This window comes from Thermoanaerobaculia bacterium, from assembly GCA_035717485.1.
Classification (GTDB): domain Bacteria; phylum Acidobacteriota; class Thermoanaerobaculia; order UBA5066; family DATFVB01; genus DATFVB01.
On the sequence record DASTIQ010000111.1, the window covers coordinates 1 to 16,507 of the forward strand.

13 protein-coding genes are annotated in these 16,507 nt (G+C 69.3%); all 13 read left to right on the plus strand.

The features are described 5' to 3' along the window. Positions 1–244 (plus strand): hypothetical protein (locus tag VFS34_05965; GenBank protein HET9793990.1); only part of this gene is annotated, 244 nt, incomplete at its 5' end. Next, entirely contained in the window at positions 244–987 is a 744-nt protein-coding gene (locus VFS34_05970; GenBank protein HET9793991.1) for an ABC transporter ATP-binding protein, read from the plus strand. The genes VFS34_05965 and VFS34_05970, both read left to right, overlap by 1 nt. Continuing rightward, entirely contained in the window at positions 984–2,198 is a 1,215-nt protein-coding gene (locus tag VFS34_05975; GenBank protein ID HET9793992.1) for an ABC transporter permease, read from the plus strand. Before VFS34_05970 ends, VFS34_05975 begins: the two co-directional genes overlap by 4 nt. Before the next feature lie 441 nt (positions 2,199–2,639). Next, complete coding sequence (locus VFS34_05980; protein ID HET9793993.1) at positions 2,640–4,211, plus strand: ABC transporter permease subunit; 1,572 nt, start codon at positions 2,640–2,642, stop codon at positions 4,209–4,211. Continuing rightward, positions 4,204–5,010, plus strand: a complete 807-nt coding sequence (locus VFS34_05985) for an ABC transporter ATP-binding protein (GenBank protein ID HET9793994.1) — start codon at positions 4,204–4,206, stop codon at positions 5,008–5,010. The genes VFS34_05980 and VFS34_05985 overlap by 8 nt, the downstream gene beginning before the upstream one ends. 1 nt (position 5,011) lies before the next feature. Further along, on the plus strand, positions 5,012–5,524 hold the full coding sequence (locus VFS34_05990; GenBank protein HET9793995.1) for an AAA-associated domain-containing protein: 513 nt from the start codon (positions 5,012–5,014) through the stop codon (positions 5,522–5,524). After that, positions 5,524–5,844: an antibiotic biosynthesis monooxygenase gene (locus tag VFS34_05995; protein HET9793996.1), complete on the plus strand. Its 321-nt coding sequence runs from the start codon at positions 5,524–5,526 to the stop codon at positions 5,842–5,844. The genes VFS34_05990 and VFS34_05995 overlap by 1 nt, the downstream gene beginning before the upstream one ends. Then, on the plus strand, positions 5,841–6,578 hold the full coding sequence (locus VFS34_06000; protein ID HET9793997.1) for a TlyA family RNA methyltransferase: 738 nt from the start codon (positions 5,841–5,843) through the stop codon (positions 6,576–6,578). Before VFS34_05995 ends, VFS34_06000 begins: the two co-directional genes overlap by 4 nt. A 50-nt stretch (positions 6,579–6,628) precedes the next feature. Continuing rightward, on the plus strand, positions 6,629–7,486 hold the full coding sequence (locus tag VFS34_06005; protein HET9793998.1) for an NAD(+)/NADH kinase: 858 nt from the start codon (positions 6,629–6,631) through the stop codon (positions 7,484–7,486). Further along, entirely contained in the window at positions 7,483–11,391 is a 3,909-nt protein-coding gene (locus tag VFS34_06010) for a translocation/assembly module TamB domain-containing protein (protein ID HET9793999.1), read from the plus strand. The genes VFS34_06005 and VFS34_06010 overlap by 4 nt, the downstream gene beginning before the upstream one ends. Then, positions 11,388–14,357, plus strand: coding sequence for a POTRA domain-containing protein (locus tag VFS34_06015; GenBank protein ID HET9794000.1), 2,970 nt, complete (start codon positions 11,388–11,390; stop codon positions 14,355–14,357). The genes VFS34_06010 and VFS34_06015 overlap by 4 nt, the downstream gene beginning before the upstream one ends. A gap of 138 nt (positions 14,358–14,495) precedes the next feature. Next, complete coding sequence (locus tag VFS34_06020; GenBank protein HET9794001.1) at positions 14,496–15,854, plus strand: hypothetical protein; 1,359 nt, start codon at positions 14,496–14,498, stop codon at positions 15,852–15,854. Next, on the plus strand, positions 15,851–16,507 hold a 657-nt coding region (gene ribB, locus VFS34_06025), incomplete at its 3' end, for a 3,4-dihydroxy-2-butanone-4-phosphate synthase (GenBank protein HET9794002.1). The genes VFS34_06020 and ribB, both read left to right, overlap by 4 nt.

The window sequence follows — 16,507 nt, forward strand, 5'->3', positions numbered from 1 at the left end:
CGGCGCGCCGCCGCGGCCCACTCTCGCGGGCTCGCTTCCCCGGACTGGACGGCGCGACAACGGGCCGACCGTCTATCTGCTCCAGCCGGACGGGACGCTCAAGGCCGCCCGCGTGCATCCCGGGATCACCGACGGGCAGTACACCGAAATCCGGCCCGACGACCTGAAGGAAGGGGACCTCGTGGTGACGGGTCTGGTGACCGCGAAGGCCGAAGCGCAGTCGGGTCCGCGCATGAGATTCTGATGGCGCGGGAAGTCATCCGCGTCTCCGATCTGGTGAAGATCTATCGCATGGGCGACGTCGAGGTGCGGGCCCTGGACGGCGTCTCCCTGGCGGTCGCCGAAGGGGAGTTCGTCGCGGTGATGGGCTCTTCCGGTTCCGGCAAGTCGACGTTCATGAACATCATCGGATGCCTCGACCGGCCGACCTCGGGGAGGTACTGGCTCGACGGCGAGGACGTCTCGGAGCTCTCGCGCGACGAGCGCGCGGAGATCCGGAACGCGAAAATCGGGTTCGTCTTCCAGTCCTTCAATCTCCTCTCGCGGACCTCGGCCCTCGAGAACGTGGAGCTCCCGCTCCTCTACGCGCGCGACACGCACGCGGCCGATCACCGGGCGGAGAAGGCGCGGCGCTGTCTCGCGATGGTGGGGCTCACGGGGCGGGAACACCACCTCCCGAACCAGCTCTCCGGGGGCCAGCAGCAGCGGGTGGCGATCGCCCGCGCGATGATCAACGATCCGGCGATCGTGCTCGCCGACGAGCCGACGGGAAACCTCGACTCGCGCACGTCGGAAGACGTCATGGCGGTGTTCCAGGCGCTCAACGCCCGGGGCAAGACGATCGTCCTCATCACCCACGAGCCGGACATCGCCCAGTTCGCCCGCCGGACCGTGGTCTTCAAGGACGGCCGCGTCCTTTCGGACGGGCCGGTCGATCAGAGGCGGGCCGTCGCCGCCGAGACGGCGGCCGCCGGAGGAACGACATGAAGCGGTTCATGATGATCCTGAAGGTCGGCCTGCAGGCGATCCTGCGCAACAAGCTCCGGTCCGCGCTGACGATGCTCGGGATCATCATCGGCGTGGGTTGCGTGATCGCGATGATCGCGATCGGCTCCGGAGCGTCCCGGTCGATCCAGTCCCAGATCCAGTCGCTGGGGTCGAACTTCATCATGATCTTCCCCGGGGCCTCGACCCAGGGGGGCGCGCACCTCTTCAGCGACCAGTCGATGCTGACGGAGGACGACGCCAACGCGATCAAGGCGGACTGTCCGTCGGTCGCGTACATGTCCCCCGTCGTTCGTTCGAGCGGGCAGATCGTCGCGGGAGAGTCGAACTGGGGAACGCAGATCCAGGGAGTCGGCGTGGAGTGGCCTCTGGTTCGCACCTGGAACACCGTCGAAGGCGGTTTCTTCACCGATTCCGACGTCCGCGCTTCCGCAAAGGTATGCGTCCTCGGCGGGACCGTGGCCGACAATCTCTTCCCGGCCGGCGGAGCGGTCGGGCAGACGGTGCGGATCAAGAACGTTCCCTTCAAGGTCGACGGCGTGCTCGAGAAGAAGGGCGGCTCCATGATGGGCGACCAGGACGACCTGGTCGTCGTGCCGTACACGACCGCGATGAAGAGGCTCACCGGGAAGAACAAGCTGAACGTGATCTACGTGTCGGCGACGTCGGTCCAGACCGTCGCGCAAGCCCAGAGCGAAGTCGAGGCCCTTCTCCGGCAGCGCCACCATCTCGGGCCCGGTCAGGACTCGGATTTCACGATGCGTTCGCAGCAGGAATTCGCCGCGATGTCGGAGCAATCGTCCAAGACCCTGTCGATGCTCCTCGCCTCCGCCGCGGCGATCTCCCTTCTCGTGGGCGGGATCGGCATCATGAACATCATGCTCGTCTCGGTCACCGAGCGGACGCGCGAAATCGGGATCCGGATGGCGATCGGCGCGAAGGGGAGCCACGTGCTGGTCCAGTTCCTCATGGAAGCGATCACCCTGGCGGTCTTCGGAGGCCTCATCGGCGTGGGGCTCGGCGTCGGAGCGTCGACGGTCGTCTCGAAGAAGGCGAATCTCCCCGTTCACATCGCTCCGGAATCGATCCTGCTGGCGTTCGGGTTCGCGGCGGCGATCGGGATCTTCTTCGGGTTCTACCCGGCGCGGAAGGCCTCGCGTCTCGATCCCATCGACGCGCTGCGGTACGAGTAGACGAGAGCGTCGGGACGCGGGTCCTGGCGCCGTGCCGCCCGCCGGGGCCGCCCGGCGCATGGTGAGGAGGGGCTGCAGGGACGGTGCGCGTCGGGGCGGTCCCCGGCGGGACGACACGGCGCCACCCGCGCATAGAGCAGGTTCCGAGAGCAGAGATTTCTTCATCGAGCCGCTCGGGGCGCGGTTGAACCGCTCCGAACGGGGTGTCTGGAGGATGCGGTGCTTCGCACCGCGGCTGATCCTCTGAGCGGGTTGTACCCGGCGCGGAAGGCCTCGCGTCTCGATCCGATCGACGCGCTGCGGTACGAGTAGCGGGGAGCGCCGGGGGCGCGGGTCCTGTCGCCGCGCCGCCGCCGGGCCCGCCCGTTCTGACGCGCGCGTTTCCTCCGGTTCTCACCGAATTCCCTTGCCCCCGTTCGGAGCGGCGGCGACAATGCCGCGATGACCCGCGCGATCGCCGTCGCGGCGCTCCTCTCGTTCCTCCGGATGCTCGTCGCGTACGGGTTCGCGCTCGCGTTCGCGATCGTCTACGGGGTGACGGCGGGCCGTTCGAAGCGCGCGGAGCGGGTGATGATCCCGGTCCTCGACGTCCTGCAATCGGTGCCCGTGCTCGCGTTCTTCCCGGCGGCGGTGTATTTCTTCATCGCCCTGACGCGCGGCGGCCGGATCGGCGTCGAGATGGCCGCCGTGTTCCTGATCTTCACCGGGCAGGCGTGGAACATGGCGTTCGGGGTGTACGAAGCGGTGACGACGCTGCCGTCGGATTCCTCCGAGGCCGTCCGCGCGTTCGGGCTCTCCCCGTGGCGCCGATTCCGCCGGCTGGAGCTGCCCGCCGCCGTCCCGAAGCTCGTCTACAACTCCATCCTCTCGTGGGCGGCGGGCTGGTACTTCCTCGTCGCGTGCGAGATCATCTCGATCGGCAAGAGCTCCTACACGCTGCCGGGGCTCGGATCGTTCATTCAATCCTCCATGGAGGCGGCCGACATCCCCGGAATGCTGGCCGGAATCGGCGCGCTCGTCGCGATCGTCGTTCTCCTCGACGTCCTCGTCTGGCGGCCGCTCACCGTCTGGGCGGAGAAGTACCGGTTCGAGTTCACGGCCGGGATCGTCGGAGAGAGCCGGCTCTTCGATGCCTACCGCGCGTCGGGCCTGGCCGCCCGGATGGGCGCCTTCTGGGGCGCCGTGTGGTCGGCGGCGGACCGCCCGATCGAACGGCTCGAGCGCGTCCCGGCGGATTCGCCCCGGGGGCGGCTGCGCCACGCGTTCGCGATCTTCGCGCGGACGCTCTTCCTCCTCGCGGCCGGAGCGGCGGCGCTCGCGCTCCTCGTGCTCGTCGCGGCCTATCTGCGTCCGCCGATCCCGGCGGAGGCGGCGAAGATTCCGGCGGCGCTCTTCTTCTCCTTCCTGCGTCTGCTCGTGGCGTACGTCATCTCGCTCGCCTGGACCGTTCCGCTGTCGCTCTGGGTCGGGGAGAACGACCGGGTGGCGCGGATCGCGACGCCGATCGCCGAAGTGGCCGCGTCCATTCCCGCGACGGCCTTCTTCCCGCTGATCGTCTTCCTCGTCGTGCGCGCGCTCGGAAGCGTGAACCTGGCCGCGGTGCTCCTCGTCCTGACGGGGATGCAGTGGTACATCCTCTTCAATGCCCTCGCGGGGGCACGGCAGGTGCCCGGCGAGATGAAGGAAATGACGAGGGCGTTCGGGCTGCCCTTCCGCCGCCGAGCGCGCCTCGCGATCCTGCCCGCGATGGCGCCGTCGCTCGTCACGGGAAGCGTCACCGGCTGGGGCGGGGGGTGGAACGCGCTCATTCTCTCCGAATACGTCACCTACGGGCACCGGGTCTACGAGGCGCGGGGGATCGGCCAGCTCCTCGTTCGAGCGACGGTCTCCGGCGACACGCGCCTCCTCGTGTGGTCGATCGTCTCGATGGTCCTCGTGATCGGGCTCCTGAACCGCTTCGTGTGGAGGAGACTTTACGCGGTGGCTTCCGTAAAATTCCGAATCGATGCTTGAGCCCGCGGTTGCCCGGACGGGAGAGCCATCGGCCGGCAGGACGAAACGTCCCGTCGCCGTCTCGGTCCGGTCGGTGACGAAGGAATACGAGCTGCCGACGGGACCCCTCGTCGTGCTCGAGAACGTGTCGTTCGAGGTCTCGGGGGGAGAGTTCCTCGCCGTCGTCGGACCCTCGGGCTGCGGAAAATCGACGCTGCTCCGGATCATGGCGGGACTCATCCCGCCGACGTCGGGCGAGGTGCTCTACAACGGCGAGCCTCAGCGGGCGGTCAACCTCGACTGCGCGATGGTCTTCCAGTCGTTCGCCCTGCTGCCGTGGCTGACGGTGATGGAGAACGTCGAGATCGGCCTCGAGGCCCGCGGTCTCCCCTCCGACGAACGGCGCCGGCGGGCGAATTTCTACATCGACAAGGTCGGACTCGACGGCTACGAGGAGGCGTACCCGCGGGAGCTCTCCGGAGGGATGAAGCAGCGCGTCGGCTTCGCGCGCGCGCTCGCGGTCGAGCCCCAGGTCCTGCTGATGGACGAGCCGTTCTCGGCGCTCGACGCCCTGACGACGATCAACCTGCGGGAGGAGCTGATCGACCTCTTCCGGGATCCCGAGATCCGCATCTCGATCGCGGTGCTCGTCACCCACACGATCGAGGAGGCGGTCGAGCTCGCCGACCGGGTGATCGTGCTCTCGTCGCACCCGGGGCAGATCGTCACCGACCGGCGGATCGAACTCCCGCGGCCCCGCGACCGCCGCGACGCCGCTTTCAACGAGATCGTCGGCGAGATCTTCGCGCTGATCACCTGAGATGAAGGACAAAGAGGAAACCCCCGCCGTCCCCTTCGACATCGAACCGGTGCCCGTGTGCGGCATCTCCCGGGTGCTCGGCCTCCTCGAGACGCTCGACGACCGGGGGGGGCGCGAGCCGATCGGCCGCCTGACGCGCGACCTCCACATCGAGTTCGGCGAGCTCCTGTCCGTGGTGAAGGCGGCCGAGATGCTGGGACTCGTCGATACCCCCGGGACCGACGTCGTGCTCCAGCCCGCCGGGAAGCGGACGATGGAGCTGCCGATGAACGAGAAGAAGAGGACGATCCGCGAAAAGATCCGGAAGCTGCCGCTCTTCGCCGCGATCGAAACGCTCCTTCGGCGCCAGGAGGAGGGCCAGCTGCCCAAGGACGTCCTGCTCGAGGAGCTCGCCGTCTGGCTTCCGGACGAAAACCCGGAGACGATGTTCAAGACGATCGTGAACTGGGGCCGCTACGCGGAGCTCTTCGCGTACGACGCCGACGAGGAGCGTCTCTCGCTCGACGCCGGCTAGTGGTCGGCCGGATCTGGGAGATCGCCGTCGATCCGGGCCGGGCCGGGGAATTCGAAGGGTTCGTGGGCGAGTGGGCGCTTCCGATGGTCCGCGGACGGATGGGCTGCTCCGCCGTCCACGTGCTCCGCGACGCGAATACGCCCGGGCGGTACGTGTGGATCACCCTCTGGCTTTCCCGCAAGGCGCTCGCCGTCGCGGCGGCCTCGCCGGAGTGGGAAGAGGCCCGGCGTCGATTCGCGCGGTTCGGCGTCTCGTTCGACCTCGAGGAGGCGCGGCCGCTCGAGGCGGTCGCGTCGTTCCGCGGCGGGGAGGACGGCTGAAGCGTCCCCGGCTCGACGAGTGGATGGTCGAAACGCACGCGGCGGGGTCGCTCCCCGCGGCGCGCGGCCTGATCCTCGCCGGGAGGGTCTCGATCGACGGGCGGCGCGCCGACAAGGCGGGGGAGCGGGTCCCGGAGGGCGCGCGGGTCGCCGTCGCCGAGAAGGAGCACCCGTACGTTTCCCGGGGCGGGGTCAAGCTCGCGGCCGCCCTCGACGCCTTCGCGATCGACTGCCGCGGAAAGACGGCGCTCGACGTCGGCGCTTCGACCGGCGGATTCACCGATTGCTTCCTCCGCCGCGGCGCGGCGAGAGTGCACGCCGTCGACACGGGCCGCGGACAGATCGACGCGCGGCTGCGCGCCGACCCGCGCGTCGTCCTGCACGAGCGGACGAACGCGCGGACGCTCGACGCGGCGGCGATTCCGGAGCCGATCGACGTCGCCGCGGTCGACGTCTCGTTCATCTCCGCCCGGAAAGTCCTCCCCGCGGTGGCGGCGCGGCTGGCGCCCGGCGCGCGGCTCGTCGTTCTGGTGAAACCGCAGTTCGAGGCGCGCCGCGAGGAGGTGCGGCCGGGAGGACTCGTGCTCGACGGCACGGTGCGCGCGCGCGTCGTCGAGGAAGTCGCGGCGGCGGCCGAAGCTCTCGGCCTCGAGCGCATCGGGGCCGTGCCGAGCCCGATCGCCGGGGCGCACGGAAACACCGAGGTTCTCCTCGGCCTCGCCCGGCGGCGCTGAAAACGCGTGGAGCCCTTCCGCGTTCCCCGCCGGACTGTTAGAGTTTTCCCGTGAAATCCCTTCCCCGGATCGCGCTCCTCGCCAAGCGGGAGGCGCCGGCGCGGCTCCTCGCCCGGAAACTGGTGGCCGAATTCGCGCGCCGCGGCGCGGACGTGCTCGTCGACGAGGAAACCGCCCGGTCGCTGGGGAATCGCGAGGGCTTTCCGCGTCGGAGGATTCCCCGCGACCGCCGGCTCGTCGTCTCCCTCGGCGGAGACGGGACGCTCCTGTCGGCGGCGCGCGCGGCGGGCGACGGAGCCGAAATCCTCGGCGTCAATCTGGGGACGCTCGGGTTCCTCACCGGCGTGTCGCGCCGGGAGGCGCGGTCGCTCGCCGACGACGTGCTCCGGGACGACTTCGACCGCGACGTCCGCCGCCTCCTCGAGATCACGGTGGCGGAAGCGGGAGTCCGCCGACGTCGCTTCCGGGTCCTGAACGATGCGGTATTGAACCGGGGCGCGCTGTCGCGAATCGCCCGATTCACGCTGCGGTTCGACGGAAAACCGTTCTCGTCGATGCGCGCCGACGGACTGATCATTTCGAGCCCGACGGGTTCGACCGCCTACAACCTGTCCGCCGGAGGGCCGCTGCTCCACCCGCACGTCCAGGGTTTCATCGTCACCCCGATCTGCCCGCACGCCCTCACCCACCGGCCGATCGTGCTTCCGGCGGGAAAGCGGCTCGAGGTGGCGTTCGAAGCGGGCACTCCGGAGGGGATCTATCTCACGCTCGACGGCCAGGAGGGCTTCCGGCTCCCCTCGGGATGCGTCTTGAGCGCGGGCGTCGCGCGGCGGACGGTGACGCTCCTGCGGCGGCCGCAGAGCGATTACTTCGCCACCCTTTCCGAGAAGCTCAACTGGGGCGTGTGAGCGCGCCGGAAGCGCCCCCGCCGCTCGCTCGGATCGCGCCGGCCCGGCTTTTCGGCCTCCTCTTCCTGTTCGCCGCCGCCTGCGGGTATGCCGTCTACCGGTCGGAGAGATTCCAGCGGGCGACGCGGACGTGGATCGTGCGGTCCGCCTCCGCCGCGCTCGAGCGTCCCGTTTCGTTCGATTCCTTCTCCGTGTCGTTCCTTCCGCCGGGAATCGCGATCAAGCAGGTCCGCGTCGCCGGCGCGCCCGGCGAGGCCGCCCCGTTCTTCGAGGCGTCCGAGGCGGTCATCGGCGGCCGGTTCACGCTGATCGGGCGAACCCTCACGATCGGATCGATCTCCCTTTCGCGTCCGCGCGCGCACGTGACCATCTTTCCGGACGGTACGGACAACCTGCCGCCGGGCCTGCGGCGCCGGGGCGGCGGAGGGCTGAAGGTCCGGATCGGGAGGATCGCGGTGACCGGCGGCACCTTCATTTTCGACGAAACCCGCATCCCGCTCGACCTCCGCCTGCACGGGTTCGTGGCGGAACTCGCGGCGGCGGGAGCTCCGAACGCGTTCCGGGGGAGGCTGGGCTGCCGGGTCGCGGGGCTCGCGCTCGGGCGCAACGTCAAGGTCCCGTTCGATCTCGACGCGCGATTCGATCTCGGCGGCGGCCGCCTGCACGTCGACGACCTGTCGATCTCGGGGGCGTTCGGAAGGCTCCACGCGATCGGCGAGATCCCGGATCTCTCGGCTCCGGTCGCGACGGCCTGGGTCGAGGGGAGCTTCGATCTCCTTCCCGTGGAGCGGCTCTTCGCGTTGAAGCTCCCGTTTCGCGGCGCGGGCACGCTCGCCGTCGGCGTGCGCGCGGGAAAGGGGCTGCCGGTCCGGGTCACGGGACGGGCGGCGTTCCCGAAGCTGACGGCCCAAGGGTTCACGTTCGACGACGTCTCGGCGATCGTCACGGCGGGCGCCGAAGGCCTGACCGCGAACATCGAGAAAGGCGGCTTCGACGGCGGCGACCTCGAAGGAGCACTGACGATCTCGCGCTTCGACCGGGCGCCGCAGGACTTCGGTCTCGTCGTGGACGCGCGGCGAATCTCCGTCGAGCGGTTCTTCGGGAACATCGATCTCCCCGGTACCCGGCTCGCGGGCGCAGCGGACCTCGTTCTCGCGCTGCGATGGCGCGGCGGGGACATCGAGCGCGCGGACGGAGCGGCGCGCCTCTCGATCACGCCGGCCGGCGCGGGGGTTCCCCTCTCCGGCGGCGGGCCGGTCGCCGTCCGAAACGGCTTCATCGACTTCGAGAAGGTCCAGCTCCGTTTCCCCGCATCGACGCTCGCGCTCGACGGGGGCTTCGCGCTCGGAGTCTGGAAGCCCCGTTTCCGGTTCGCGATCGCCTCGGACGATTTCCGTTCGCTCGACGCGGTGGCGACGAATTTCTCCCGCGCGATCGCTCGCCGGCCGGTGAATCCGTACGGGCTCGCGGGGTCCGGGACGATCGACGGGACCCTCGGCGGCACCTGGAGCCTTCCGGAAGCGGAGCTCCGGATCGCCGCGGAGAACGCCGAGTACTCGGGACTTCGGCTCGGGACGGTCTATGCCGATGTTTCCGTCGCCGACCAGTCATTTCTTTTCCATCCGCTCCGGAGCTACGACGGCGATTCCCGCCTCTCGCTCTCCGGGACCGTCCGGTACGCCCCGAAACGGGGGAGCCCCGATTTCGCCGTCACCGCCGAAGCCGGCAATTTTCCCGTCGAGCGGGTGCTCAAGTTCTTCGCGCTCGATTTCCCGGTGACCGGCCGGGTCACCGGAACGCTGCCGGTGTCGGGGACGAAGAACGCGATCACGGGAGGGGGGGAGGTCGTCCTCGAGCGCGCCTCCGTCTGGGGCCAGCCGATCGACCGCGTCTCGGGTCGTCTGGATCTCACTCCGGGGACGTTCGCGCTGCGCGCGATCCGCGGACAGGTCGGCGATTCCCTTTTCGGCGGCGAAGGCTCCTACGGCTTCGCGGGCGGGACATTTTCGTTTCGGATCTCGGCGGACGACCTGCCCCTGTCGAAGATCGCGATTCTCTCGGCATCCGAGGACTATTCGGGAGACGTCTCGTTTCACGCCGAGGGGAGCGGCACGCTCGAGCGACCGACGGTCACGGCCCGGCTCCAGACGCGTCGGCTTCGCGTGCTCGGGCGGGAGGTGCCGGAGGCGCTCGCTCCGTCCGCGACGCTGACGGTCGACCGCGGCGCGCTCGACCTCGAGGCGGGGGCCCCCGGCCGCTGGACGCTCCATGCGCGGGGACCTCTGACCGGCCGCGACCGGCGGATCGCCGTTTCGCTCGCCATTCCCGACCTGGCGGTTCTTTCCGCCGTCTTCCCGGCGATCCCCCGGGCGCTCGGGGGCGAGATCGAGGCGGCCGGATCCGTGGAGCTGGCGCCCGATCGATGGGAGATCCGGAACGCCCGCGCGGCCGTCTCGCGGTTCCGGGTCACCTCCGGAGGCGCATCCCTCGCGTCCCGGGAACCGTTCGACGTCGCCTACGGCGGCGGGAGGGTCACCGTCGGGAACGCCGTGCTGGAAGGGCCGGGCACCCGGATCGAAGGCGCCGTCACCGTCGATACCGCGCACGGCGGGGCCCTCGGAGGCTCGGTGAGCGTCGCGGCCGACCTCGGAAACCTCGAGCGGCTCGCCGGATCCGACGCCACGCTCTCGGGCGATCTCCAGGCGCGGCTCACGCTCGCCGGAACGCTCGCCCGGCCGCTCGCGAACGGCCGGGCAACGCTCGCCGCGGGCCGCTACAAGTCCGCCGACTCCCCGTACGTCCTCGACGCGATCGCGGCGGAGGCGTCCTTCGCCGGCGACCGGCTCTCGCTCGACGCGTTCCGGGCGCGCCTCGGGGGGGGAGATCTCTTCGTCACCGGCGACGCCCAGCTGGACGGATACTCCTTGAAGACGTTCCGCCTGGTGGCCCAGGCGCAGAACGTGACTTTCCGGTCGTTCGAGGATCTGAATCTCCAGGCCAATGCCGACCTGACGGCGGTCGGCACTCCGGACGACGCGACCGTCCGCGGGGAGGTCACGCTGATCTCCGGAACGTACACCAAGGATTTCGCGCCCACCCTCGCGAGCCTGTTCGGAAAGGGACGTCCGTCCGCCTACGAGGCCGCCCGGGAAACGTGGCAGGACCGCATCGCTCTCGACGTGCACGTCGTGTCGTCCGCGTCGCTCGAAGTGCGCAACAATCTCGCCCGGCTGACGGCATCCGTCGACCTCCTCGCGCGCGGGACGCTCGCCAACCCGGTGCTGCTCGGGCAGATCACGATCGACGAGGGAGGGAAGATCACGCTGCAGGACGTGAAGTACGAGATCCTCTCCGGCACGATCACCTTCGGCAACCCGTCGCGCACCGAGCCGGTGATCGACGTCACCGCGACCGCCGAGGTCAAGGGATACGCGATCAACGCGCAGGCGGTCGGAACGCTCGGGGGTCGCTCGCGGGTGCAGTTCAACCTGTCGTCCGATCCGCCCCTCTCCAACGAACAGATCGCCAATCTCCTGCTGACCGGGACGGCGCCCGAGAGCGCGGCCGCGAGGGGCGGGGAGAGCACGACGGCGTCGTCGGTCGTCGGAAGCATCGCCGGCCTCGCGATCCGCCCCGTCACTTCGCGGGTCCAGCAGCTCTTCCGCCTCGACCGTTTCCAGGTGGACCCCGTGCTCCAGTCCACGGCGGGGTCCGGCGGCGCGGTGATCACGATCGGCAAGAATCTCTCGAAAGACCTCTCCGTCACGTATTCCTACTCGGCCGAAACGAACGCCCAGTCGATCATCCTCGTCGAGTACCAGATCGACGCGAACAAGGTGCTCCAGGCGAGCAAGGACGAGAACAACGTCTTTTCGATCGGCGTGAAGTTCCGGAAGCGGTTTTGAGGGCTCTGCGCGCGTTCGCGGCGGCGGCGGCGCTCCTCCTCCCGCGGGCGGGCGCCGGCGCCGACCTCCCTCTCTCCGGCCGGACGATCGCGTCCGTCGCCTGGGACGCCGACGGGCCCGTCGACGGCCGGGAGGTCGCGCGGCTGATCGAGCTCCGCGCGGGAACTCCCCTCGACGAGGACGCGATCCGCCGGTCCGTCCAGAATCTCTTCGCGACCGAGCGGTTCGCCAACGTCCAGGTGGAGGGGGATCCGGTTCCGGCCGATCGCGTCGCGATCACCGTCCACCTCTTCCGCTCCTATCGGGTGCAGGCGATCCGCTTCGAGGGGCGGCCCGTCTCCGACGACGCGCTCCGCCGCGCGCTCGGGTATTCCGTGGGCGGACCCTACCAGGAGCCGGAAGTGCAGGAGGGCATCGGACGCCTCGAACGCTTCCTGACGACCGAGGGGTTCTCCGAGGCCGCGGTTTCCGCCCGGACGGAGTTCGACCGGTCGCGGTTCGAGGCCCGGGTGATCTACCGGATCGTCGCCGGCGCGCCGACGAGGCTCGTCGCGCCGATCTTCGACGGGGATGTCGCGCCGTTCTCGGCCTCGAAGCTGATCGCCGTCTCGAAGCTGAAAGCGGGCGACCGCTACCGCGAGGAAAAGGCCCGCAAGGCGGCGCAGACGATCCAGGACTTCCTGGTCGGCGAGGGGAGGCTGAAGGCCGAGGTGCGGCTGATCGGCGTCGACACGCACGGGCAGACCGCGGCGCCGGTCTTCCGCGTCGAGGTCGGGCCGCCGATCGTGTTCGAGACCGTCGGCGTCGAGGAAAAGAAGGTTCGACGCGATTTCCTGAACCTCCTGAAGAACCAGGTCTTCCAGGAAGATCTCCTCATCCGTTACGTGGCCACGCTTCGCCAGCAGTACCAGGAGTCCGGCTACCACCAGGCGAAGGTGGACTACACGATCAACGACAAGACGTCGCCGATCACCGTGACCCTCACGGTCCAGCGGGGGCCCAAGGAATACGTCTCGAAGGTGGTCCTCGAAGGAGTGCGCGGGGTTCCCGAGGACCGGCTCCGATCCCTCCTCCTCACCCGGCCGCGCTCGCTCTTCCACCGCGGGCACCTCGTCGACGCGGTCGTCGCCGACGACCGTGCGGCCGTGGAGGGCTTCTATCGCGTCCACGGCTACACGCAGGCGGAGGCCCTTCCGGCGGAGATCGTTCCGGGACCGCGCACGGGCACTCTCGTCGTCCGCTTCCGCGTGAAGGAGGGTCCACGGACCGAAGTCCGCGCGAGCGACGTCGACGGGGTCACCTTCGGCGATCTCCCGGCGCTCCGCAAGCGTTTGTCTCTCCGCCCGGGGGCCCCCTACAGCGTGCAGAAGGCCGCCGACGATCGCGCGGAGATCCTCGCCTGGTACCGCGACCGCGGCTGGACCTCCGCGGGCGTCGAGACGCGCGTGGCGACGACGCCGGACCACGCCTTCGCGGACGTGACCCAGCTCGTGCGCGAGGGTCCGCGGGAATTCTTCGGCAAGACGATCGTGCGCGGGAACGGCCGCACCCTGACCTCGCGCATCCTGCTCCCGGTCCGCTGGCAGGAAGGCGAGCCCTTTTCGGAGACCAAGCTCCTCGACGCTCAGCGCGACATCTCCCGGACCGGAGTCTTCCAGAAGGTCGAGGCCCGCCGGGCCCTCCCCGATCCCTCGACCTCGGAACGCAACGTGTTGATCGACGTCGTCCCGGGAAAGCCGGTCTCGCTCCTCTACGGATTCGGCTACCAGTACGAGGCGGAGAACGGGGATCAGAGCCCTTACGTTCTCCTCGGAATCGGCTACAACAATCTGTTCGGGTCCCTCCGTTCCATCTCCCTGGAATCCCGATACGCGCCGGAGACGAACCGCGGCCGCGTCTTCCTCAACTACCGGGATCCTTTCTTCTTCGGGGCGGAGGTCCCGCTCGTCGCGTCGATCTTCTACGCGAACGAGCCCATCCAGAAGATCGAGATCCGCCGCTGGGGCGGGTTCATCGAGGCGACGCGCCAGTTGACGACCCGCGTCCGCGTGGGCCTTCGCTACGAGCTCCAGCGGATCGACACGGGGCATGCCGATCCCCTCGAGCTCGCGACGATCGAGCCGTTCAACCGCGACATCGCGGAGCAGACGCTGGGGGGCACGCTCCTCTACGACACGCGCGACGAGATCATCGACCCGCATCGGGGGATCTTTTTCAGCGCCTACGCGAAGAAGGCCTTTCCGTCGTCCCTGTTCGCGGCCGATGCGCGATACGTCAAGGCGTTCGGGCAGCTCTCGGGATTCCTTCCGGTCCTGGGCGGCGTGCTCGCCGGATCCGCCCACGTCGGCAAGGCGTGGGTGCCGGGCGGATGCCTCCTCGACGGCGAGTCGGCTTCGTCGGCCTCGTGCGTTCCCATCGCCGAACGATTCTTCGCGGGGGGGAGAACGTCCAACCGAGGCTTCGGATACGCGGTGGAGGGAATCTCCGAGGAGACGGTCGACTATTCGGTCGTCGAGGTGCCGGTGAAGCCGGGAGACGAAGGGAAGGGCACCTGCCGGGGGATCGATCCCGCGGGAGGGGCGAACTTCAACTGCGATTTCGGGCCGCGCGTCGTCGGAGGTTCGTCCACGGCGGGGTTCAGCGTCGAATGGCGGTTCCCGATCGCCGGCGACTTCGGCGGCCAGGTCTTCTACGACGCGACGCAGGTCTGGGGGGACGGGAGCTACCATCTCGGCATCGAAGGGGATCGCGGGCTCCGCCAGACCGTGGGCTTCGGCGTTCGGTATCTCACCCCCGTCGGCCCGCTGCGGTTCGAATACGGCCGCGTGCTGCATCCGAAGACGATCGACGCACCGCTCCTGCTCTTCGACGAGGCGTCCGGAAACGTCGTCCCGATCGACCACCGGACCGTGATCCAGAAGGAGCCCTCCTACAAGCTGTTCCTGTCGATCGGGTACGCGTTCTGACGGCCGCCGGAGCGACGCTCGCGGGGGCCCGGATCGCAACGCTCCCGGCTGTCCGAGCCTTCCGTTTCTCATTGAATCGAATCGGGATAGCGCTCGCCGGCGGGGACAAAACTGCGGCTTTCATCTAAAATACAAGAAATGCCCTCCCGAGCGGCCTTGTTCGAGCACCCGGAGATCTTCTCGAAGAAGGTCCGGTACGACTATCTCTTCGAGCTCGAGACGTGGATCAAGGCCATCGAGGCGTTCCTCCAGGTGGAGAACCTCCCGCTCTCCGTCGAAGAGCGGGGGCGGGTCGCGATCCGGAACTACGTCGACGAGATCGCGATCGTCCGGGACACGCTGACGTACATCGGCCGGGTCACGCAGAAGCTCCTCGGGGAAGGAAAGGAGGACTTCGCCTCCTTCATCCGGTACCTGGAGCGCCAGATTTCCCCCGGTTCGTTCGACGGTTCCCGGCGCGATCTGCGTCTGGCGCGCGCCGAGGTGGAGATCGCCGAGGCGGCCGAGAAGATCGAGGATTTCGTCCGGGTCTTCGACGAGCTCGCCCGGGCACCCTACATCGGGCACGCGACCTACGTCTCGGCGGGACGGGCGCTCCTGCGCACGCTGCGCGACGATCCGAACCTCGGGGTGTTCTTTCACGAGGACCTGCTCCCGCTCTTCCACACCGCCGACAAGAGGGCGCTCGCCCGGATCGTGGATCGCGTCGCGGACCGCCGCGCGCGCCGCGAGCTCGGAACGCTCTTCGTCGGACTCTTCAAGGGGCTGCATTACGCCGACGTCGCGAGCGCGACGATGGCGCGGGCCGCCTCGCGGCGCCGGACGCTCGTGCTGTTCTCGCGGATCTGGTCGCTCGCGCATTCGCTCTCGGAATACATCCGCACCCGACTCCTCGACCAGGAACCCGCCGATTCCTCCCGCTCCGACGTCCTCGACCGACTGCTCTTCTCGACGGACATGGAGCTCCGCAAGGTCCTCGAAGGGGAGCTCGTCGACGTCGCGCACCTGAAGGAGTCGCGGACGGCGCAGGAACGGATGGAGAACGCGTGCGGGATCCTCCGCGACCTCTTCCAGCAGAACATTCTCGCGCTCGCGGAGGCCTATTCGGGACCCGTCGACGCGCGGCGCATCTTCCCCGAGCACGTCACGCGCCGGCAGCAGTCGCTGCGGCTCCGGGAGGAGCTCTGGGGACTGGTCGTCTCCTGCCGGCGCTTCCAGGAGTCGCCGGACAAGAAGCGGCTGGAGGCGTTCGCGGACGACCTCGCCTCCTTCCGCCGAGGCGCGATGCGCTACCTCATGTTCAAGGACTGGTCGGCGTTCGACCGGTTCTCCAACGGGTTCGCGCGCGACTGCTCGACGAAGACGTTCCTCTCGGCGGCGCACCAGTTCGAGATCTACACGAAGACCCTCATCCGCGAGATCGGGAAGCGGCAGGTCCTCGCCGACGAGCCCTTCACGCCGAAAGGGATGGAGAGGGCGGAGAGCGAGGCGCCGTGACCGCGAAACGCAACGGAAAGGACTTCGAGGCCATCGAGCGCGCGATCGCCGATTTCCGGGCCGGGAAGTTCGTCGTGATCGTGGACGACGAGGACCGCGAGAACGAGGGCGACCTCGCGATCGCGGCGGAGCGGGTGACCCCCGAGGCGATCAACTTCATGGCGCGCGAGGGCCGTGGTCTGATCTGCCTCTCGCTGACCTCGGAGCGGTGCGACGAGCTGGGCCTCCCGCCGATGGTCGAGGACAACACGTCGCCCTTCGGGACGGCGTTCACCGTCTCCATCGAGGCGCGCGGACGGGTCACGACCGGGATCTCGGCCGCGGATCGCGCGGCGACCGTCCGGGTGGCGATCGATCCCGCGACCAAGCCGGCCGACCTCCTGCGGCCGGGCCACATGTTCCCGCTGCGCGCGGCGCCCGGCGGCGTCCTGAAGCGGGCCGGCCAGACGGAGGCGTCGGTCGACCTCGCTCGGATCGCCGGTATGATCCCCGCGGCGGCGATCTGCGAGATCATGAACGACGACGGGACGATGGCGCGTCTTTCCGACCTCCAGCGCTTCGTCGCCCGCCACGATCTCGCGCTCATCACGGTCGCGGACCTGATCCGCTACCGGATGCAGACCGAACGCCTCGTCCGCCGGATCGCCGCGCCC